This window comes from Prosthecobacter sp. GW821-HT29F12 (assembly GCF_058803405.1).
In genome coordinates, this window is sequence record NZ_CM179517.1 from 6,964,626 (window position 1) to 6,982,632 (window position 18,007).

Annotated in this window: 22 protein-coding genes; 17 read left to right on the forward strand and 5 right to left on the reverse strand. The window is 49.0% G+C overall.

Annotated features, from left to right (window positions below):
- Positions 1-25 precede the first annotated feature (25 nt).
- The 5 genes from AC3RLQ_RS28790 to cysC all read left to right on the forward strand — a co-directional run bounded on the left by AC3RLQ_RS28790 (position 26) and on the right by cysC (position 4,714).
- Positions 26-1,195, forward strand: a complete 1,170-nt coding sequence (locus AC3RLQ_RS28790; protein WP_493032132.1) for a retropepsin-like aspartic protease — start codon at positions 26-28, stop codon at positions 1,193-1,195.
- Between the two features lie 66 nt (positions 1,196-1,261).
- On the forward strand, positions 1,262-2,317 hold the full coding sequence (locus tag AC3RLQ_RS28795) for a glycosyltransferase family 9 protein (RefSeq protein ID WP_493032133.1): 1,056 nt from the start codon (positions 1,262-1,264) through the stop codon (positions 2,315-2,317).
- On the forward strand, positions 2,314-3,114 hold the full coding sequence (locus AC3RLQ_RS28800) for a sulfotransferase domain-containing protein (RefSeq protein WP_493032134.1): 801 nt from the start codon (positions 2,314-2,316) through the stop codon (positions 3,112-3,114). The genes AC3RLQ_RS28795 and AC3RLQ_RS28800 overlap by 4 nt, the downstream gene beginning before the upstream one ends.
- Positions 3,111-4,172, forward strand: a complete 1,062-nt coding sequence (locus tag AC3RLQ_RS28805) for a hypothetical protein (RefSeq protein WP_493032135.1) — start codon at positions 3,111-3,113, stop codon at positions 4,170-4,172. Before AC3RLQ_RS28800 ends, AC3RLQ_RS28805 begins: the two co-directional genes overlap by 4 nt.
- Positions 4,163-4,714: an adenylyl-sulfate kinase gene (gene cysC, locus AC3RLQ_RS28810; protein ID WP_493032136.1), complete on the forward strand. Its 552-nt coding sequence runs from the start codon at positions 4,163-4,165 to the stop codon at positions 4,712-4,714. Before AC3RLQ_RS28805 ends, cysC begins: the two co-directional genes overlap by 10 nt.
- Here cysC and AC3RLQ_RS28815 read toward each other — a convergent pair.
- The 3 genes from AC3RLQ_RS28815 to AC3RLQ_RS28825 form a co-directional block, all read right to left on the reverse strand.
- The gene (locus tag AC3RLQ_RS28815) at positions 4,711-5,253 is read right to left on the reverse strand and encodes a YdcF family protein (RefSeq protein WP_493032138.1); all 543 of its coding nucleotides are present in this window, start codon (positions 5,251-5,253) and stop codon (positions 4,711-4,713) included. The two genes, cysC and AC3RLQ_RS28815, sit on opposite strands and share 4 nt — an antisense overlap.
- 189 nt (positions 5,254-5,442) lie before the next feature.
- Positions 5,443-5,685 carry a hypothetical protein gene (locus AC3RLQ_RS28820; RefSeq protein WP_493032140.1) on the reverse strand — a complete coding sequence of 81 codons (243 nt, stop codon included), beginning with the start codon at positions 5,683-5,685 and terminating at the stop codon, positions 5,443-5,445.
- Between the two features lie 377 nt (positions 5,686-6,062).
- Entirely contained in the window at positions 6,063-6,437 is a 375-nt protein-coding gene (locus tag AC3RLQ_RS28825; protein WP_493032142.1) for a GIY-YIG nuclease family protein, read from the reverse strand.
- A 260-nt stretch (positions 6,438-6,697) separates the two neighbouring features.
- Between AC3RLQ_RS28825 and AC3RLQ_RS28830 the strand changes: the two genes are divergently transcribed.
- The 12 genes from AC3RLQ_RS28830 to AC3RLQ_RS28885 all read left to right on the forward strand — a co-directional run bounded on the left by AC3RLQ_RS28830 (position 6,698) and on the right by AC3RLQ_RS28885 (position 16,238).
- On the forward strand, positions 6,698-7,390 hold the full coding sequence (locus tag AC3RLQ_RS28830) for a hypothetical protein (RefSeq protein WP_493032144.1): 693 nt from the start codon (positions 6,698-6,700) through the stop codon (positions 7,388-7,390).
- Positions 7,391-7,547: 157 nt separating this feature from the next.
- Entirely contained in the window at positions 7,548-7,838 is a 291-nt protein-coding gene (locus AC3RLQ_RS28835; RefSeq protein ID WP_493032146.1) for a hypothetical protein, read from the forward strand.
- Between the two features lie 221 nt (positions 7,839-8,059).
- Positions 8,060-9,343 (forward strand): S1C family serine protease, encoded by a 1,284-nt coding sequence (locus AC3RLQ_RS28840; RefSeq protein ID WP_493032148.1) that lies wholly within the window; start codon positions 8,060-8,062, stop codon positions 9,341-9,343.
- A gap of 19 nt (positions 9,344-9,362) precedes the next feature.
- Positions 9,363-9,614 carry a hypothetical protein gene (locus AC3RLQ_RS28845; RefSeq protein ID WP_493032150.1) on the forward strand — a complete coding sequence of 84 codons (252 nt, stop codon included), beginning with the start codon at positions 9,363-9,365 and terminating at the stop codon, positions 9,612-9,614.
- A gap of 167 nt (positions 9,615-9,781) precedes the next feature.
- The gene (locus tag AC3RLQ_RS28850) at positions 9,782-10,207 is read left to right on the forward strand and encodes a hypothetical protein (RefSeq protein ID WP_493032152.1); all 426 of its coding nucleotides are present in this window, start codon (positions 9,782-9,784) and stop codon (positions 10,205-10,207) included.
- A 397-nt stretch (positions 10,208-10,604) separates the two neighbouring features.
- On the forward strand, positions 10,605-11,159 hold the full coding sequence (locus AC3RLQ_RS28855) for a hypothetical protein (RefSeq protein WP_493032154.1): 555 nt from the start codon (positions 10,605-10,607) through the stop codon (positions 11,157-11,159).
- Positions 11,156-11,968 carry a RecB family exonuclease gene (locus AC3RLQ_RS28860; RefSeq protein ID WP_493032155.1) on the forward strand — a complete coding sequence of 271 codons (813 nt, stop codon included), beginning with the start codon at positions 11,156-11,158 and terminating at the stop codon, positions 11,966-11,968. Before AC3RLQ_RS28855 ends, AC3RLQ_RS28860 begins: the two co-directional genes overlap by 4 nt.
- Positions 11,969-11,990: 22 nt before the next feature.
- Positions 11,991-12,362 carry a hypothetical protein gene (locus AC3RLQ_RS28865; protein ID WP_493032157.1) on the forward strand — a complete coding sequence of 124 codons (372 nt, stop codon included), beginning with the start codon at positions 11,991-11,993 and terminating at the stop codon, positions 12,360-12,362.
- Positions 12,337-12,744 (forward strand): hypothetical protein, encoded by a 408-nt coding sequence (locus AC3RLQ_RS28870; protein WP_493032159.1) that lies wholly within the window; start codon positions 12,337-12,339, stop codon positions 12,742-12,744. Before AC3RLQ_RS28865 ends, AC3RLQ_RS28870 begins: the two co-directional genes overlap by 26 nt.
- 74 nt (positions 12,745-12,818) lie before the next feature.
- A complete protein-coding gene (locus tag AC3RLQ_RS28875) occupies positions 12,819-13,877 on the forward strand; it encodes a WGR domain-containing protein (protein ID WP_493032161.1) in 1,059 nt (352 codons plus the stop codon).
- A gap of 78 nt (positions 13,878-13,955) precedes the next feature.
- On the forward strand, positions 13,956-15,377 hold the full coding sequence (locus AC3RLQ_RS28880; protein ID WP_493032163.1) for a DNA polymerase III subunit beta: 1,422 nt from the start codon (positions 13,956-13,958) through the stop codon (positions 15,375-15,377).
- Positions 15,378-15,404: 27 nt separating this feature from the next.
- Positions 15,405-16,238 carry a DUF932 domain-containing protein gene (locus AC3RLQ_RS28885; protein WP_493032165.1) on the forward strand — a complete coding sequence of 278 codons (834 nt, stop codon included), beginning with the start codon at positions 15,405-15,407 and terminating at the stop codon, positions 16,236-16,238.
- A gap of 74 nt (positions 16,239-16,312) precedes the next feature.
- Here the strand turns inward: AC3RLQ_RS28885 and AC3RLQ_RS28890 are convergent, their stop codons facing one another.
- Entirely contained in the window at positions 16,313-17,395 is a 1,083-nt protein-coding gene (locus tag AC3RLQ_RS28890) for a hypothetical protein (RefSeq protein WP_493032167.1), read from the reverse strand.
- Between the two features lie 125 nt (positions 17,396-17,520).
- Entirely contained in the window at positions 17,521-18,003 is a 483-nt protein-coding gene (locus AC3RLQ_RS28895; RefSeq protein WP_493032168.1) for a hypothetical protein, read from the reverse strand.
- Positions 18,004-18,007 lie beyond the last annotated feature (4 nt).

Below are 18,007 nucleotides of genomic sequence, written 5' to 3' on the forward strand. Positions count from 1 at the left end.
CAATAAGAACATAGAATCGATAGATATGAAACGTCTTTTTGTCTTACTATTATTCGTTTGTGTAGTTGATCGGCTTAACTCAGCTGAATTATATACACAGGAGTTAAAGCCGTATCCCGTGTTTATTAATGTTCCGGTCACTACAGGAAATGACACTTTGGTAATGGTATTTGATACGGGTGCATCTCAAATAGTTATTGAGAAAGCAGCAGGAAGCTCAATTACTCCCACTATTGATAAGGTTCCTGTAAATGATGCGAATGGTAATTCAACCTTACTAGAAAAAGGCAGTTCTCCTAAAATGATGCTAGGCGGATTTAAACTGATGAATGAGTGCTTATTGGCTCCCCAGTTTAATTCGTTTCGCCTGCTTACAGGCGTTCCCATTAAAGGATTTCTGGGAATGTCCTCATTCCAATCAGCCATAATACAACTAAATTATGACGATCGCATCTTTGCAATAGCTGACACACTTCCGCCATTGAGAGGGTATCAGTCAGTGGACCTTAAAAAAGGTCAGGGATGTCCAGAGGTAACTATGAAAATTGATGGACGGGAGTTCGAATGCTTAATTGATACGGGGTTTAATCATGCCTTCAATTTAAATGCTGCCATTTTTGATGAGTATGTGAAAAGCGGGGTCATTCAAAGAACGGATAAAGCAAAAGGGGGGGGCATTGCTGTAAATCAATCGCTTGCCAATGATATGACAGTGATTAGCGGATGGTTTACTAGGGGGGAATTTATGGGGAGATCCTTGCGTGGTGCGCAAGTAACATCCACTCGAAACAGTGGGGCTAGCGCGGGACTATTGTGGCTCGTAAGATTCAATATAGTTATTGATATGCTCAAGGAGAAAATTTATTTTCAAGATAGAAAACTTAATGCTCCAATAAACGTTACAGGCACACTTGGAGCCGTCTTTATATTTGAAAACGGGCAAATGAATGTTGCGCAACTAAAACCTGGGGGTTCTGGAGCTGCTGAACAGGCAGGTCTAAAGTTGGGTGATGTAATTTCTACTTTTTGTGGTTTGCCCACTGATAAACTGAATTTACTCAAGATTGAGGAATTGGTGGAAAAGGCAAACGATCAGATTGAGTGTGAAGTAAGATCTATTGGATCGACAAATAATCATAAAGTTACAATAAAATTTGGAGCGAAAAAGTTAGTCGATAACAATCTTTTGGAATAACCTCATTTCTAGATTAAGATGCGGAAGGTTATAATGAGGAGTTCTTTATCTCCGGGTGATATTATTATGCTTACGGCTGCAGTGCGCGATTTGCATAAAAATCATCCGAAGAAGTTTACTACACAGACGAGAACGTCTGCGGATGCCTTATGGGAAAATAACCCTTATTTGTCATCATTACCTCTTGAAGGTAATGTGGAGGACATTTCTTGTGAATATCCGCTTATACATTGTAGTAATACTGGGCCGTGGCATTTTATACACGGCTTTATTCAAAATTTAAGCGAAAAGCTTGGCGTGCCGATTAAGCCAACAGATTTCAAGGGAGATATACATCTCGCTGAAATAGAAAGAAAGTGGATGAGCCAAGTGCAAGAAATAACAAAGATGCCGGTTCCTTTTTGGATTATATCTGCAGGTGGAAAGTTTGACTATACGGCAAAATGGTGGCCAACAGAGCGCTATCAACAAGTTGTGGACCACTTTGATGGGCGGATATTTTTTGTTCAGGTAGGAGAAGAAACTCATCATCATCCTCCACTCCGGGGCACGCTCAATTTAGTTGGTAAAACAAACCTGCGTCAAATAGTTAGGTTAATGCATCATGCGCAAGGTGTCTTGTGCACGGTAACAATGCATATGCATCTTGCAGCGGCAGTTCCTGTGCGTTATGGGATGCCGAAGAATCGTCCTTGTGTTGTGGTAGCCGGCGGTCGAGAACCTGCGCAATGGGAAGCCTATCCTCATCATCAATACCTCCACACGAACGGCGCATTATCATGTTGTGAACAAGGAGGTTGTTGGAAGGCGCGAGTTGTGCCACTGGGGGATTTAGACCATAAGGATTCTCCGGCTTCTCTCTGCAACAATGTGGTTCATCTACGTGATTCAGAGCTTAGTTATTTTCGATCAAAAATGGATGATGTTCCAACGCACGCTCTGCCTGCTTATCCTGGCCGCCAGGTGACGGATTATCTTCCTCGGTGCCTTGACTTGGTGACGGCTGCTGATGTAATTCGTGCAATCGAGATATATTTTCAAGGGGGCGTTGTTGAGTATTTGGCTGATATGGAGAGGCGAGTTGTCCATAATTTGATGCACTCAAAAATACATTTGCCATGATCCTCCCTGCCTCACCGTGCAAAGTATTGATTAGCACCACACAGCGGTGTGGATCCACTTGGATCGCTTCTATCTGTTGTAAGATTGTGCGCCAGGAGGGGATGGCTGAATATGTATCTGGACTCTCGCAGAACCTTCTCGATTTCGCCCAGTTTGGAATAGATGACGAGCAAAGAATCGCTGATTTTTCTGCGAGCCTATTATCACTTTCAAATTTGACGGGTTCACACGTTTTCAAAACGCATGATCTTCCGCTACAACTTGTGCCACTTTTTCTCGATAAAAATCCCGACTTTTGGGTGGTTAACGTTGTCCGTGACTTCAGAGACGTTCTTGTTTCCCGGCTGATGTATAACCGCTACTACCTTCCGGCAATAGGCAAGCCCTCGGAATGTGCCTTTGTTGAAGCCAATCCCCACCTCTCTGACGTTGAGATCACACGTCAATTTTATGGCACTCCTGAAATGATCCAGTGGATGATTCAGTGGAAGATGTTCAGCGGTTTGATTTACCACAATAGATATCTTCAACTGGAATACGAACGGCTTCTAAATCGGACCTATCTCAAAACTGCCGTTGAATCTCTTGGACAATGTCTTTTGTCAAGGGACCTCTCTGAGCGTCGCATTGAAGAGATCACCTCGACATCAGAATTCAATGAAATAGACATCAATCTGCATCGTGACCGAAACCAGCGTGAGGTGAAAACAGCCTTTTGCCGAAAAGGTGTCGCCGGAGATTATGCGCAGATGCTAACACATCGCCAGAGCGAAGCACTCAAGATATTAATGCAATGAACAATTCAACCCCAAAAAAAATCAGCGATGTTTATCCAAGGTATTCTATTCAGATGCTCAGGATATTTCTGGAAGATTACGGGGTAGACGTGACAGCATACCTTGATTCAACAAATAGAGCGCATTACGACTTTCCCAATATGTTTGCGCATGAGCCACTTAACTTTGACATTTGTCCGGATGACATCATCATCAGCGCTTCATTATTCTTTAAAGGATGTAGTTTCAACAAACGCAATGAACATCCTCTCCGGGATTCATCGGGACAGATTCCTCTGAGTGAGCTTGAAAAAGTATCCCACCCCGTTTTCCAAGGCACGAATCGGGAAACGAAATGCTTTATGGATAATTACGTTTGGCCGCTTCTTCAGGGAGAGCGCAAGCCTTACAGGAGCGTCGTTTTCCTTGCCTCTGACCTTATGTGCCTCAAATCAATTCTCACAGATTACGGGGTGAATGTAATTGTTATGAAACATCCAAGTTTCGCCCAAAGTCCTGGGGTAATGTGGCGCTTCCTTGCTTTCAATTTCAAATGTCGTGCGGTTTACATCGCTGACTCTGACAGGAAATTCGAAATTGGCAGGGTTAAGCGGCTTTTCAAGTTATTGGAAGAAAATCCCCAAATTGCTTTATCACGCCCCCTACAGTCAACAGGGCCCGGAGGACAGATGGCGCTTATATTAGGCAACGATTTTATGGTCAATCCTCACCATGTGAACTTCGATGCGGCAGAAAACATGCTAGGATACATTGCACTCAATATTCTCAGCGAGGATCGGCCGGTGAATTTTGCACATGAAAACTTGCATGGACGGAAATATTTCATCCCTCGCTCAGCAAATTCAGAATACTGCGGTCCAAACCCAGGTGAACGTGTCCCCTTCAAATGCTTCCCCTACTACGGATTTGACGAGAGCTGGCTTAAAGAGGTGATTTATTACCACTTTTCTGACGGTAGAATTGCTACGCATATGCAGCGACATGATTCTTCCGACCTGATTCAAAGCTTGGATCTACAATATCAGCGGGAAAATGGAAATAGACTGATATGGCCCTAACCAACCTTGGATCTTTTAAAGAAGTTGGCACTCAAGTCTTTTGGCTTTATGGCCTTTCAGGTGCTGGTAAATCAACACTCGGTTCTGCTGTCGCTGAAATGCTGAATGAATCTAACAAGCCGACGATTTTTTTAGACGGAGATATTCTGCGCTTAGGGGTCTGTCAAGATTTAGGCTTTTCACCTGAGGGCAGACTAGAGAACGTCCGGCGGACAGCAGAATTGGCTAAGTTGCTTCGCGGGCAAGGATTTACTGTGATTGCTGCTTTAATGACTCCGCGCGAGAACATGCGGCAAATGGCTCGCTCAATTATTGGAGATGATTTTTTCAAAGAGGTATTTGTGAAGTGCGATTACGCAACCTGTGCAAGCCGAGACACTAAAGGATTGTATGCTAAAGCTGCTTTGGGAAACCTTTTTCAGTTTCCTGGTAAGGATTTTGTATTTGAAAAGCCAATTAAGCCTGACCTAGTCTTGGATACAGTGAACGCTTCCATCCAGGCATGTGTAAATTCGCTGATGAATAAATTTAAGCTCTTTTAAAAACTGCGATAACGTGAATAGAATGGGTGGCCTTGAAGAAGTTTGGTTATCGCTGCGTCATCAGCATCTTTAATTGATTCAAAGTGAGTTTTAGTCTGTTCGAGACCGCAGTGTCCAAATCCTTCAATTCCAATGGTGCCAGATTCGTGAAAACTCATGATGTAAGCTGACCCCAGTATTTTGCGAGCAAGGAATTTTGCCTTTGGCATATGGGAACGGTGAGTGATAATCACTATTTTTTTAATGCTAGCGGATTCTAGTATGGTTTTGGAAAAATAAAAGTTTCCAATTGTATTCAACGATCTCTTTTCAAGATTGATAGCAGACCTCGGAATTCCCACGGAGAGTGCATACTTCGCCATCGCATCAGCCTCAGTGGTATCAGGTCGTTTTACCAATCCCCCCCACCAGCGGCCGCAAAAAATAATTCGCTTGGCGATGCCAAGATCGTATAACCTCTTGGCTTTTTCAACCCTCTCTTTGAATAGAGATTTTTTGACACTTGTCCCAAGTACTAAAATAGCATCGTAGCGTCTCATTGCTTTTCTGTATCTCAAAGTGAACTGCTACAGACAACGTTTGGATTAAAATCACTGAACCAAATTTAGGGTATTGTCGGGAGGCTTTGGTGTCAATGGTGATAACGTGTCTTCCGAATGGGGGGGGTGTCGCTTGTTTGACCTGCAGCGCTGAAATATTATAGGACATTGACACTCGAATTTGACCTCTTAAGACGATGGAACCGTTTTTTTGAGTAAGTGGGCATTCTCTGCAATTGCCTCATCAAAGAGGAAACGGATGAATTCGGCTTTGTTTGCGTAACCTTTCAAAGCAGCGCGTTTAGCAAGAGCCTCATCTTTTTCGACGCTGATGTAGGCTCCGGCCAGCTTGGTTCCTGGTAGTCGTTGGTTTGGCATGTCTGTAAAGAAGTTTGTGCGTTGGCGGGTCCAAGCATCACGATCCAGCACCATGAAGAAGCTTTTGAACTTTGGCTGTATATTTCTGCATGCGTTCCAGTTCCTCGCGCAAGTAATCTTGCTCCGATCCTGTGGCCCCTATAGCATTCCTGCGAGCCTTGAGAGCAGAGGCTCATGATTGCCGTCAGCGTAAGCTTTGAGCGATTCTGCGGCCTCAAATGCGTTCGGGATCGGTAGGGAGAGGGGCAACGGAACTGCTGCATTAAACACGCCATGCGGATAGACGGAAAGAGGGGCAAGTGGCAATGACATCCGATACAGGCAACGGACCAGACTGCCCAAGACATACCGGAATGCAGGTGAATGAGGACCTGTGCCGCACTCCTAACGAACGAGTTCAACATTCAGGCTGTCGGATGTGGCTTCAATTTTCAGCCACCCTGGAGCACTCTACCAGAAGTCGGCACGGTCAAATGCTGGTCGATGTTCCAGCAGCAGCACGCGCTCAAGCTCGATGGATTCGGCTTGCGTAGAGCATTCCTCCATTCGATCCTGACAATGCGATGCACCAGTTTCAATGTTCGCTTTGGGTTTTTATCCGGGGTGACATGCCTGTAGCTGCCGATTCGTGCTTTGAGGTCCAACGACTGGCCGATGTAAAACAGATCGCCCTCCTTCCCGTAAATGAAAAAGACCCCAGGCACAGGCGGCAGAGATCGAAAGAAATCAGATCCCAGCCGTACCGAGAGCGGATTCTCGATGTGGAACAGTTTCAGTTGTCGTTGAGGTGTCTGAACTGCCTCCATGCCGACAAACTCCTTTGCGATGGAAAGAGTTTCAACGCCAAAATCCCTTGTCTGAACATTCTTATAATATGCGTCTTGAGCCCACCATAGCCTTGAATTTCATTTGTGAGGGATCCAAATCAGATTGGCGCACTGCCTCAACGAGTTCTCAGGATGAAATGTGTGCGAGGTTTATGACACCCTTGACGAACACGCCCGACATCTGTTCAATCATGCAGAAGTGGCTCATCTTTGATCCACGAATTCATAAGGGACATCGCATGAAAATTCTTATCATTTGTTCACTGACACTCTGGCTCTCGGTCACTATTGGAGCTGGACAGTCCGCACTCAAGCCGACCAAAATCAACGAAAAGGAGCTTTCTCTGGCATCAGTAATGATGTCACCGTTTGAGGCTGATGAAGTCCCACTCAGTAAGGACCTCAAGCGCGATGTGGCGGCTTATGTTGCCTCCTTACCCGAAGCTGAACGTCTCTTGATCACTGCTTCAACCGTGTTTGAAGGCAGTAGAGCAGGACCTCCGAACAAAGACGAAAGCATCAAGAATCTGCGAAGCTCCCCAAAAGGAATGATCTTGATGTGGATGGCTGAGCATCATGGTGCAAGGCTGATATTCGATGGCTCCAAGATCACCTTTCATTTTCATGGAACTCCTTTGCGGGAAGGCAGACGCTGGTATGCCCTTTCTCCTGCGCTGGTGGAAGCCTTCGCAGAGGTAAATGCAGATCCCATTAAGGTGCAGGATGTGACGGACGCTATTGCGAAAAACACGGCCGGTATATTTCGAGGAATTAAGGTCCTAATGGGAAATGACACTGGCAACAAAATTCAGCTCTCTGGACCATTACCCACACTCGATGCCTTGGACCGTTGGATGAGCATCAAATTCTTGAAAATGGCAGCTGAGGACCTGAACAGACGTCGAATGCCAGGTCCAGTGGGCATCAAATAGGGTCTGACTCACCCCACCCTTTTCAACCCCAGGTGCAGCAGTGCAGCAGCAGCATTTTCACCTCTGCTGCAGTGGTTTAGTGCAGTGTGTACATGTGCAGCAGCAACGGTTTTCTTAACCGTTGCTGCAGCGATGTATGCACGTTTTCCAGAAATGAATGAACCAAAAATTATGCCAACTCATGATGGTGTTGCTGCTGCTGCATGTGATTCGCGTTGATGAGAGCTTCCGTGGTCTGGGGCATCATTGGGGTTTTCAAAATCTCACATCAGAATTATGTGAAGGTGCGGGCAGCGGTGATTTTGGGGGCCAGGGATGGTTCAGGATCAATTCTCTGGGTGAAACACAGCAGCCAGAGCAAAGACACCATACACACCCAAGCTGTTTCAGTTTCCCCTTTACTGCATCCTGCTCCCCGTTAGCATTTGAACAGTTCGGGGAGACCTGAACCGAGGCTTAAGAATCTCGTCCACTAGCGGCAGACGTGTGCCGCAAACACGTCGCCTGACGACCATGAATAATGGCCGGGAGGCGACGGCGTATGTCCAGAGCCCTCACCGGTTTAAAGGCCGTTGCGGTCGTCTAGTGGCGACTTCTTAACTCTCCGGCCACCTCGGCAGATTCATTTGGGTCTGCCTTCTCGGTGGCGAGTTTTGAATCTCTGCCGCCATGATCTGTTCCGAGTGCAACAACACCCTCGCTGAAGCTGCCACAAGCTGCCCCTTTTGTGGTGGACCTGTTGAGCCAGTCAATGCTCAGCACAATCTCATCAAGGTTCGTCGGCTTCTCACCAGGATCTTTGAGAACATTTCCAAGTTAGTGAAGTTCCTCATGAGTGAGCTGAAGGCGAAACCGACAGGTCAGGATGAGGCCCAACCGGATCAGCCAAAGCTGTGGAATCCCCTCGTTATTGCCATTCTCGAATTCCCGCTTCTCGGCCTGTTCTGTGCGAGCGGAATGGTAGCTCTGAATTGGCAACGACTGAAACAACCAAGGTTAGCAAGGTTGGCGTGGTATGCTGGTCCGGCCATATTCATCGTAGTGCTTTTGATCGACTATTTTGGTCGGCTTGACATGTCTGCATTTGGTTGGGGCTTTTGGGTGTTCTTGGTCTGGCTTGTTGTTCTTGGCCTGCCTCAAATCCTGCACGTGCGAAAACATGCAATCGGTTATCAAAGGCGGAAATGGATCATGCCCATAGGAGTGGGAATTGCGATCAGCTTCATTGCCCCGTTCATATGTGCCACTGCTTACGCACTGCTCGATAAAGTCACGCTGTCGGAACCTGATGCCATGCTGACGCCTAAGCAAGTGGTGAGGCAGATGGGGCACTACGTTTATCCTGTGATTGTTCGTTGGGATGAGGATGAGTCCTCCTGGATTTTCTGGACCAGCACAAAGAGGGGTGAAAAAGACGGTAGTGCTGTGGCATTGACGGGAGAGTCTGGCGTCCTGAAGTTAGTGACCAATCGACATGTCGTGAGTGTGCCAAGCGGTGCCAAAAACGTCGTCCGAACAATTGATTACAATGGCATTGAGTTGCCGTTCAACGTGGTTGCTTTGGGCAAGGGCAATCTTGACATGGCTCTGATCATTGTTCGCTCGCCCCAAATTAACGAGGTCTTCACCACTCCTTACCAACTATACAACAAGTTGGAGGTTGGAGAAGGCTGTGCGGCAATCGGCAACGCATTAGGTGGAGGATTGAGCGTGACATCTGGCATCATTTCAAGGTTCGATGATCTTGGAACAAATGTCATGATTCGCACATCGACACCAATCAGCCCAGGAAATAGCGGTGGCGGTCTCTTCAGTCTTAAAGGGGGTGCTCTCGTTGGCATCACGAGTTCAAGCTTTGAGGGAAATGGTGCCCAAAATGTGAACTTTGCGATCCCTATGGACTACATCACCAAACCCGATCTCTGGCAGGTGTTGGATCAAACCTCGCGTTAACAGCTCCAAACTTCACGCCATGGCCATCATCACTTGCCCAAGTTGTTCAGGAATGGTTTCCACAAAAGCAAAAGCATGCCCGCATTGCCAGGAGATGAAAAGAGCCATGCATCGCAAATTCGGGCATCCTGTGATCAATTTCCTCACCTATTTGGGCCTCTCATTAATTGTCGGGTTCTATTTATGGATGTTGGTCCTGATGATTGTACATCATTACACAGGCCCAAAATACGGCCCGCCACATTCATCAAAGCTGCCGGAGATCAATTGAAGGTCAGTCAATGCAGGGCTGGTCACTATGCGAAAATATTTTCGCAGGCACTTGCTTATCGGCGTGGTTCCGTTAGCCCCCCTCCAAAGAATGAGTTCGTGTCGGGTATAGCAAAGAGAGCAAGGAATTCCTCCTGATCTCATCAAACCCTAACCACACCTCAAGCAATGAACCTCTACGACATTACACCCAAAACCAGATCGCTCTTGGCTCTGATCATCTACTGCATCGTCATCGCCAATGTTCTCAGAACTTTTGAATCTGATGTGCCCATTCTGACGTCGGTGCAGTTGGACAATGGTGGGAGCACTCTCACCGTGACGAATCTATACAAATTCTTGCTGTATGCGTTCAACTACGTCGTGATCATCCATCTGATCGTCAACGCATTCAACGGACATCCGAGAGCCACAACACTCTGGGTCTGTCTCGCAGCAATGACGTTGGTGCCTCCCCTGTACGTCTGGTTTGGCATCTTTGTGCTGGCCTACATGCTGTATCCATTCGTGAAACGTTGGATGTCGGCAAAATTCGTTCAGGCGGTCAAATCAGCCACGGCTTCCCAAGCCAGCACCATGCCGCCAAACGAATAGCCCCCCTCTGTGTGAATATCAGAATTCGGGTATAACACAATGATCGCGTGGTTCATCTTCGCGATTCAAAGCAACCAGGAGACACCATGGCAAGACCACGTCATTATTCTCCGCACATCAGCAGGTTCCTTGTGGCTGTCCTGTATCACGAGGCAAAGAACAGAAAGATCCCAATGACCAAGCTCACTGACGATCTTCTGCTCAACGCCCTTCGTGGTTCCCCAGGATGGATCACAGCAACGACTCTGCATTCAGCGGACACCACACCACCACCACGTTCTGAGCTGTCAAAAGCGGCCTAGAACTCAAAGCAGCACCCAATCCCACGACGCAAGCCAGGCCATCAACGGTCTGGCTTTTTTCGTGCCTTCATCCCACCACCCACACACCCAACATCATGGCCATCAAACTCAGCGCCAACTACAGCAAGAAGCTCGGTCTGCCACAATACAGCAGCCACAGCTTCGCAGCATCAGTCGAAGTCGAACTCACCGACATCACCCAAGTCGAAGCTGAAGTGCAGAAGCTTTACGCCCTTCTGCAGCACAGCGTCGATCAGGAAATCCAACACCCCGGCTTTGTTCCTCAAGCCAATGACCGCCCCAACAACAACGGAAACGGTCATCATCAAAATGGACGCACCTACCAGATCAATGGCAATAGTCGTCAGCACAGCAACGGACAGAACCAGCAGGCTAAACCTGTCGGTGATGCCTGGAACTGCACCGATGGCCAGCGTGGGTTTATCCTTCGCATCGTCAACGAAAACCCCAGCATCACCAAACAGGTAGCGGAGGATCTGTCCCAGATGCTGTTCGGTATCGGCGTCAAGCAGCTCAACAAGATGCAAGCCTCACAGCTCATCGAAGATCTGCTGGTGAAGGTCGGTAAACCCGCGCCTCGTCAAACACGCTGGCAGCAACATCAACCCACCAACCACCAAGCAGCATGAACACACTCGCTGAAGCTCCACCCAAAGAGCCCAGCGAGAAGGACATCATCACCGCATTGCAGAATACAGTTTCGGCCTCGCGGCTGTCATTGTTTCTGCAATGCCGGCTGAAGTTCTACTTCCGCTACGTGCTCAAACTCAAGAAGCCAAAGACACCCTCACTTCACCTTGGCAATTCGGTTCACTCCGTCCTCAAGGCATGGAACAAGGCTCGATGGCTGCTCAAACCGCTCACGCTCAAACAGGCTCATGATGCCTACACAGAAGCATGGGCGGACGATACCGAAGGCAAAGTCTTCTGGGAACCCGGCGAAGAGAATGACGACAAAACCACTGGATGGCGTTTGATCGACACCTACCTGCGAGAATCCCATGTTCCTGCAGATTTGAAGCCAGACGCCGTGGAAGTCCCAGTTGAGACCGATCTCGTCAACCATGGTTTACCCCGGTTGATTGGCATCCTCGACCTGGTTCAACGCCGGCAGATCATTGACTACAAGACCTCGGCAACCACTCCCAATGCGGACAAGGTCGCTCACACCACTGAGATCCAGACCACCAGCTACGCCGTCCTTTACCGCCACAATACCGGTCAACAGGAGAGCGGCGTAGCCCTTCATCACTTGGTCAAACTCAAAAACCCCAAGGTCGTCATCACCACGATGCCGCCCATGACCCAACATCAGGAAACCCGGCTCTTCCGCCAAATGGAAGCCTACCTCACAGGACTCCAGCATGAGCAATTTGTTCCTTCACCTGGGATGCATTGTTCTTCCTGCGAGTTCTTCAACGAATGCCGAAAACATTAAAACCCTCAACCCCACCACCACAATGAAACACATCCTTATCCTCATCATCGGCCTGCTCCTGTTCTCACCATCAGCACACGCAGGCTGGTTTTCCTCCAAACCCGATCCTTTGCTCGTCATGCAAATCAAGATCGACGGACTGGAACACAAACTCGCAGCACAACATCAAAGTCTCAACCGCTGGCAGGTCGCTACTGGCTCCCTGGCTGTCGGTTGTGCCTTCCTGCTCATAATCGGCACAGCATTAGGATCAAAAACCCGCAAACACTGGTATGAATCATTCACCCGACGAATGGGAGGAGGATCAACACCTTCCCCAACATCCCTCAACGGTCGTAAGCCCAACATGGCCCAAGCGACTGAAGAAAATGTTCACACGACACTGGCAGCCTAAAGCACTTCCAGCACCCGTTGTGGACACTGAACTGCCACACCTCAACGGTATCGAAAGAGCTGCTGAGGTGATTCGGTTCATCCTCACCACGCTGGAGCACTGGCTGTCTCCTTCTGGTCGGCTGCGCGAGTTCATCAAAATGAATGCCCGCCTCGCCATCGCCATTGCTGTTCCTGTTATCATTGTGGCTCCTCTGGTCACACTGGCTCTGGAACAACTCAAAGCCTGGGTCGCATTGCTGACTACAACGATGAGCAGCTTCGTGCTGTTCCCACTGTCGGTCCTGCTCTGCGTCCTCTTGGTTTCCGGCATGGTGTTCATCGGCAGGTCCATCCTTGCGATGCGAATGCGAAGCAGCCGACGAGACCCCTACAACTACTAGCCAATCCCCAACGACAAAACCCAAGGGCCGAATGATCCTTAACAGGATTGTTCGGCCCTTTTCATTTCAAAACTATGGAAAGCATCACTCTCTATTTCCGCGAGGGCTCATCCGACAAAGTGTATCAAGCCAGCATTCGTCCACAAGGCGAAGGCTACATGGTTCACTTTGCGTATGGCCGTCGTGGTTCAACCCTCAGCACCGGCACCAAAACTCAAAGCCCGGTCACTCACAACGAAGCCAAACGGATCTACGACAAGCTCATCCAGGAGAAAGCCGCCAAAGGTTATCTCCCTGGTGATGATGCCGGACAGATCCAGCATCCAACGTCAGCGAAGAAGCACACCGGTATTCAATGTCAGTTGCTCAACCCCATCACCGACACACAGCTTGAACAGTTCCTCTTTCATCCCGACTATTGGATGCAGGAAAAGCTGGATGGACGCCGGCTCCTCATCAAAAAGGAAGGCGGCATCATCACTGGCATCAATCGTTTGGGTTTTCCCACTGCGATTCCTGAGGCCATCATCAACAGCGCCATCAACTACCCACGAGATTACATCCTCGACGGTGAAGCAGTTGGAGACCAGTTCCACGCTTTTGATTTGCTCAGCATCGGTCCTGAAGATCTGCGGCCCATGGCATATTCAGTTCGGTATTTCCGGCTGCGTGACATGCTCTACGCCTTCGACCATCCCAACATCCATAAAGTGCCATCACAACTGGCTCCTGGATTGATGAACTGGTTCACACAGCTCAAAGCCGGAGGCAGTGAAGGAGTTGTGTTCAAGAACAAGCATGCACCCTTCACCCCTGGCAGACCCAACGCCGGAGGCCCACACCTCAAATACAAGTTCGTTGAGACGGCTTCCTTCATCGTCGCAAAGATGAATGACAAGCGCAGCATCTCATTGATCCTGTTTGACGGTGGAAAAGTGCGTCCTGCTGGCAACGTCACCATCCCACCCAACCACGACGTTCCTTCACCTGGGGCTGTCGTGGAATGTCGTTTCCTCTACGCATTCAAGGAATCAGGCTCCATCTACCAGCCTGTTTACCTGGGACTGCGTGAAGACATCCGCTCTGACGAATGCACCACGGCTCAGCTCAAATACAAAGCTGAGTCTGCTTAACAACTCACCCATCAAGCCCATGTGTCGCTAAAAACGGCGCATGGGGTTTTTGCGTTCAACCCACAACCCCAAAAACACATGAACCCGATTGCCCTACCAATAGCGGAACTCAAATCCGCGCTCTCAGGCATAAGCAAGGTGCTCAATTCAAAAGCCACCTTGCCCGTCCTGCACCATGTCAAAGTTGAGAGAACTTCAGACGGATGGATCGCCCTAACCGGCACTGATCTTGACCGTTTCATTACGTTGCGTCTCGAACACCCAGCCGAAGGCCCTCCCGTCGCTGTGCTCGTGCCATACGACCAGCTCCTGTTGCTTTCCAAAAACTGCAGCAAAGACGAACGCCTTCTCATTGAAACAACACCTGATGGAACACTCATCCGGTTCGCCCTGGCTAACAACCTCGGCGCATCCAAGGTCAAACCGTTACATGTGGATCAATTCCCACAGGTGCCACGCATCAAGACCGAAGCTGTTCCATTGCCTCCGGCCGTCCGAGAATCCCTGCATCAGGCTCTCGACTGCGCCAGCACTGATGAAACCCGCTACATCCTCAACGGTGCATTCATCGACGCCAGCAACCCCAAGGCCTTCAATGTGGTAGGGACGGACGGGAAGCACCTATACAGTGCCAATTCGTTCACCCTGCCGCTCAAGCTCTCGGTGCTCATTCCTGCTCACAAGTTCCTCCAATGGAAGGAATTCAACAGTGACGGCGAATGGCAGATGAAAGCCGATAGCGACAACATCCAGCTCTCATCACGACGCTGGAGGTTTATCACCCGTCAGATCCAAGGAAAATATCCTGACTGGCGCGTGACTGTTCCAAACCCAGCCGACGACAAGACCCACATCACCCTGGATCCAACAAAGCGGGAAACGCTTATCAAACTCGTTCAGCGCATGCCTTGTCACGACCCAGACCGATACCAAACAATCGGACTGGAATGGAGAGATGGTCAATTCCTGCTCCTCGGCAAAGACAGCGACAACGAGCCCTGGACACGAGTTCCGGTCTCTGACGTCAAAGCAGAAGGCCCAGAGGTGACAATCTACCTGAGCCGTCGGTTCCTCATCAAGGCCCTCGGCTTCGGTCTCAACACCATCAGCCTGGTTGATTCAATGCATCCGCTCAGGTTCCACACCAAAGCGAAGCAAATGATCGTCATGCCTCTGCGCATGGATCCCGGCCAGCCACCAACCCAGCAACCCAAACCCGTGAACATACCGGCACCACGTCTGCATGTTCCACCACCACCCACACCCATGATTACGAACCCCACCTCTGAAGGACCAGCACCCTCCAACGATCAGAAAACGCCAGTGGAAGAAGCCATCGACATGACCTTGCTCATCCGTGACAAGCTCAACGATGGATTCAACCTGCTGCGCGATCTGTCCTTGAAGTTGAAAACCATTAACCGCGACCAGAAGGCCAGCGCACGTGAAATGCAGTCTGTCCGATCCACTCTCCGGTCCATCCAAGGGCTGAAGATCTAAACCTCCCCAACGACAAAACCCAAGCCCATGTCCTTCTTCATTGAGGGGCATGGGCTTTTTAATAACCAAAAAACTGACACCACCATGATTGCTAACCTTGATCCTCTGCCCGTCATCGCCACACGTAAAACCCCCAACCTCATCCTTCATTGCGGCGCTCAAAACGTCGAAATGGATGATGTGCGTAAAGTCAGGACACCACGTTCCACAAATAGCTGGTGTCCCATCCCTCATCACCAGCTCATCAGCCAGGTTCAAAACACCCTCAAAACCACCAACCTGCGTATCGGCCATCAGGCACATTCTTTGTCGCATGAAGGCCAGCGCTATTTTGGCCTGATGGAAATCCACGCCCAGAAATCCAACGACGATTATTGCTGGGTTCTGGGTATCCGTAACAGCCATGACAAAACGTTCCCTGCCGGCATTGTCGCTGGTGCCAGTGTCTTCGTTTGTGACAACCTTTCCTTTTCTGGGGAGATCAAATTCGCCCGCAAACACACCCGGTTCATTGTGCGCGACCTCCCTCAATTGGTCAGTCGTTCCATTGGCCTCCTCCTCACAAAATGGAGCGATCAGGACAAACGCATCGCAGCCTACAAAGAAGCAGAGATCACGGACGTTGAAGCGCATGACCTGATCATTCGCGCTACCGATGTCAGTGTGTGCTCCAACCGTTTGATCCCTGACGTGCTGCATGAATGGCGTGAGCCGTCCCATGATGCATTTGAAGGGAGGAACGTTTGGAGCCTGTTCAATGCATTCACCGAGTCTCTGAAAGATGGAAATCTGTCAGAGCTGCCCAAGCGGACAGAAGCTCTCCACGGACTGCTGGATACGCACGTGGGGTTGAGCGCCTGAGCAAGAAAAGAGGAGGGTTTCGGTTTATCCGGATCCCTTTTCTTTAACTGAGAGGAATTGTATGGCCACAGACTTCATTCAGCCTGCCTTACCGCTGGGGTGCCTGAAGCGGCATTGTAGATCTCCCAAACGCCGTGCTTTTCTGGAACATAGAATTCGTAATTTCCGTCCTCCCGCAGAAATACCTTATCGACAGCATGACCTGTATTGGTAAAGCGAGGCTTCTTTGCTTGGCCATAATGAATGCGCTTGGGATGATTCACAGCCATAAGAACCAATTCATGTCGTGCATTGACTGGCTTTCGATCTGGATTGTCGATAGCGAAACGATCTCGGATCTGCGCCAAGCTTGCCTGACCACCGAGCTTTGTTAGCGTTTCCAATACCACCTGCCAATTTGGTGGTCGTCGACCCTGTTCTGAATTTACAGCTTTGACTGGCTGGGGAATTTTCTTTTCGTGGTCTTTGGCTCTGGTCGCTAAAGCGTTGCTGTGCAGATCAACTTCTACCGAACTGTCACTGACCTCTGCAAAAGACCCAATATGGAAACAAAGCGCCTGAAAGATCTCTGGTGCTGTGGAATAGTCCCTCCATTCCGCGATATAAGTGTGACGCAGCTTGATAGGAAATTCGCGTCCTTTGGTGCTTCCGGTGCCTGCGCTGGAATGCCAACTGAGTGTTCCATGAAAAGCACGGTTATTCGTCAGCTTGAATTCTTCGTCGATGCTTGGCTTTGCTCGAACAACAGGCTGCGACCAATAGCGCGAATCGTTGCTGATCACGAGCACAAATCCTTCTGAGTTCGGCGTCTTACTGACGAATTGTTCAATTCGCCACAAGTCCTTTAGGATGTCATAGGCCCCCTGGTCAATGGCACCTTGGTTCTTGAGTGCAAAGAGTTCTCCGTTGTGATGGTGTCGTGACTCTCTGGTTTTGTATTTTAACTCAACGAAGATCACACGATCACCCAAACGAATGATGAGATCTACGTAACGTCTTTCTGCGTTTAGGGCAAATGGCACCTCAAGTCTTATATCCAGATTAGGGTCAATGTTTCGGAGTTCCCAGGATAGTGAATGTTGAAAGTCGGCCTCAGAGTGAAAAATGGGGCGCTTCTGAGACAGGTTTGCCATGGCTTGCTCAATAATCTTTTTCATCGTCTCTCAAATTAGCGGCTCTGGCTGTTCTTGATCAACTGCTAAAACCTAACATCTTTGTATTTTATAGGCCCATAAAGTGGTTTTCTAAAATTCGAAATGTCGAGCGCCAGAATTCTCTCAAACTAGGATTTTGTAATCGAAAACCGCTGCGTCACCAATCGCAGCAAGAGTTCCTCCTTCACAGAGTCATTCATTCCTCCAGATGTTGCGATACATTCCGCAGCAACTCGGAGCGTTGAGGCGTCTTCACAGATGCATCGGACTGCGTATGCCCAGAATTCTCTCCAATCAGACTCAATTCGTTCAGACTCACACACAGGACCATCGAGCGACAGAATTGGCTGCAGTTTGTTGTGACGAGACTGCCGAAAGCGCCCGGCAATCTGATCATGAACCGTTTGGACGATGCGATGATCACACCCTTTCGTCTGAACAATTTTCAGTTTGGCTGACAGATTTTCTGACCCTTCTGCCACCTGACTTGCAAAGATAAACGCACGGCAAACCTCACTCACTAACAATCCAATGCACTCCCCATAGAAACGATGCTGAATTTCCTGCACAAACGCGTCGTCATCGCCTGGAAACTTTGGTGCTACGATCATGGGT

Excerpts from the sequence above, each read along its gene's own strand:
- AC3RLQ_RS28820 (WP_493032140.1), bottom strand. The coding sequence starts at position 5,685 with ATGGTGCTGGATCGTGATGCTTGGACCCGCCAACGCACAAACTTCTTT.
- AC3RLQ_RS28850 (WP_493032152.1), top strand. The coding sequence starts at position 9,782 with ATGAACCTCTACGACATTACACCCAAAACCAGATCGCTCTTGGCTCTG.
- AC3RLQ_RS28815 (WP_493032138.1), bottom strand. The coding sequence starts at position 5,253 with ATGAGACGCTACGATGCTATTTTAGTACTTGGGACAAGTGTCAAAAAA.
- AC3RLQ_RS28835 (WP_493032146.1), top strand. The coding sequence starts at position 7,548 with ATGAACCAAAAATTATGCCAACTCATGATGGTGTTGCTGCTGCTGCAT.
- AC3RLQ_RS28845 (WP_493032150.1), top strand. The coding sequence starts at position 9,363 with ATGGCCATCATCACTTGCCCAAGTTGTTCAGGAATGGTTTCCACAAAA.
- AC3RLQ_RS28875 (WP_493032161.1), top strand. The coding sequence starts at position 12,819 with ATGGAAAGCATCACTCTCTATTTCCGCGAGGGCTCATCCGACAAAGTG.
- AC3RLQ_RS28895 (WP_493032168.1), bottom strand. The coding sequence starts at position 18,003 with ATGATCGTAGCACCAAAGTTTCCAGGCGATGACGACGCGTTTGTGCAG.
- AC3RLQ_RS28880 (WP_493032163.1), top strand. The coding sequence starts at position 13,956 with ATGAACCCGATTGCCCTACCAATAGCGGAACTCAAATCCGCGCTCTCA.
- AC3RLQ_RS28865 (WP_493032157.1), top strand. The coding sequence starts at position 11,991 with ATGAAACACATCCTTATCCTCATCATCGGCCTGCTCCTGTTCTCACCA.
- AC3RLQ_RS28805 (WP_493032135.1), top strand. The coding sequence starts at position 3,111 with ATGAACAATTCAACCCCAAAAAAAATCAGCGATGTTTATCCAAGGTAT.
- AC3RLQ_RS28790 (WP_493032132.1), top strand. The coding sequence starts at position 26 with ATGAAACGTCTTTTTGTCTTACTATTATTCGTTTGTGTAGTTGATCGG.
- AC3RLQ_RS28830 (WP_493032144.1), top strand. The coding sequence starts at position 6,698 with ATGAAAATTCTTATCATTTGTTCACTGACACTCTGGCTCTCGGTCACT.
- AC3RLQ_RS28890 (WP_493032167.1), bottom strand. The coding sequence starts at position 17,395 with ATGAAAAAGATTATTGAGCAAGCCATGGCAAACCTGTCTCAGAAGCGC.
- AC3RLQ_RS28825 (WP_493032142.1), bottom strand. The coding sequence starts at position 6,437 with ATGGAGGCAGTTCAGACACCTCAACGACAACTGAAACTGTTCCACATC.
- AC3RLQ_RS28870 (WP_493032159.1), top strand. The coding sequence starts at position 12,337 with ATGTTCACACGACACTGGCAGCCTAAAGCACTTCCAGCACCCGTTGTG.
- AC3RLQ_RS28885 (WP_493032165.1), top strand. The coding sequence starts at position 15,405 with ATGTCCTTCTTCATTGAGGGGCATGGGCTTTTTAATAACCAAAAAACT.
- AC3RLQ_RS28855 (WP_493032154.1), top strand. The coding sequence starts at position 10,605 with ATGGCCATCAAACTCAGCGCCAACTACAGCAAGAAGCTCGGTCTGCCA.
- AC3RLQ_RS28795 (WP_493032133.1), top strand. The coding sequence starts at position 1,262 with ATGCTTACGGCTGCAGTGCGCGATTTGCATAAAAATCATCCGAAGAAG.
- cysC (WP_493032136.1), top strand. The coding sequence starts at position 4,163 with ATGGCCCTAACCAACCTTGGATCTTTTAAAGAAGTTGGCACTCAAGTC.
- AC3RLQ_RS28860 (WP_493032155.1), top strand. The coding sequence starts at position 11,156 with ATGAACACACTCGCTGAAGCTCCACCCAAAGAGCCCAGCGAGAAGGAC.
- AC3RLQ_RS28840 (WP_493032148.1), top strand. The coding sequence starts at position 8,060 with ATGATCTGTTCCGAGTGCAACAACACCCTCGCTGAAGCTGCCACAAGC.
- AC3RLQ_RS28800 (WP_493032134.1), top strand. The coding sequence starts at position 2,314 with ATGATCCTCCCTGCCTCACCGTGCAAAGTATTGATTAGCACCACACAG.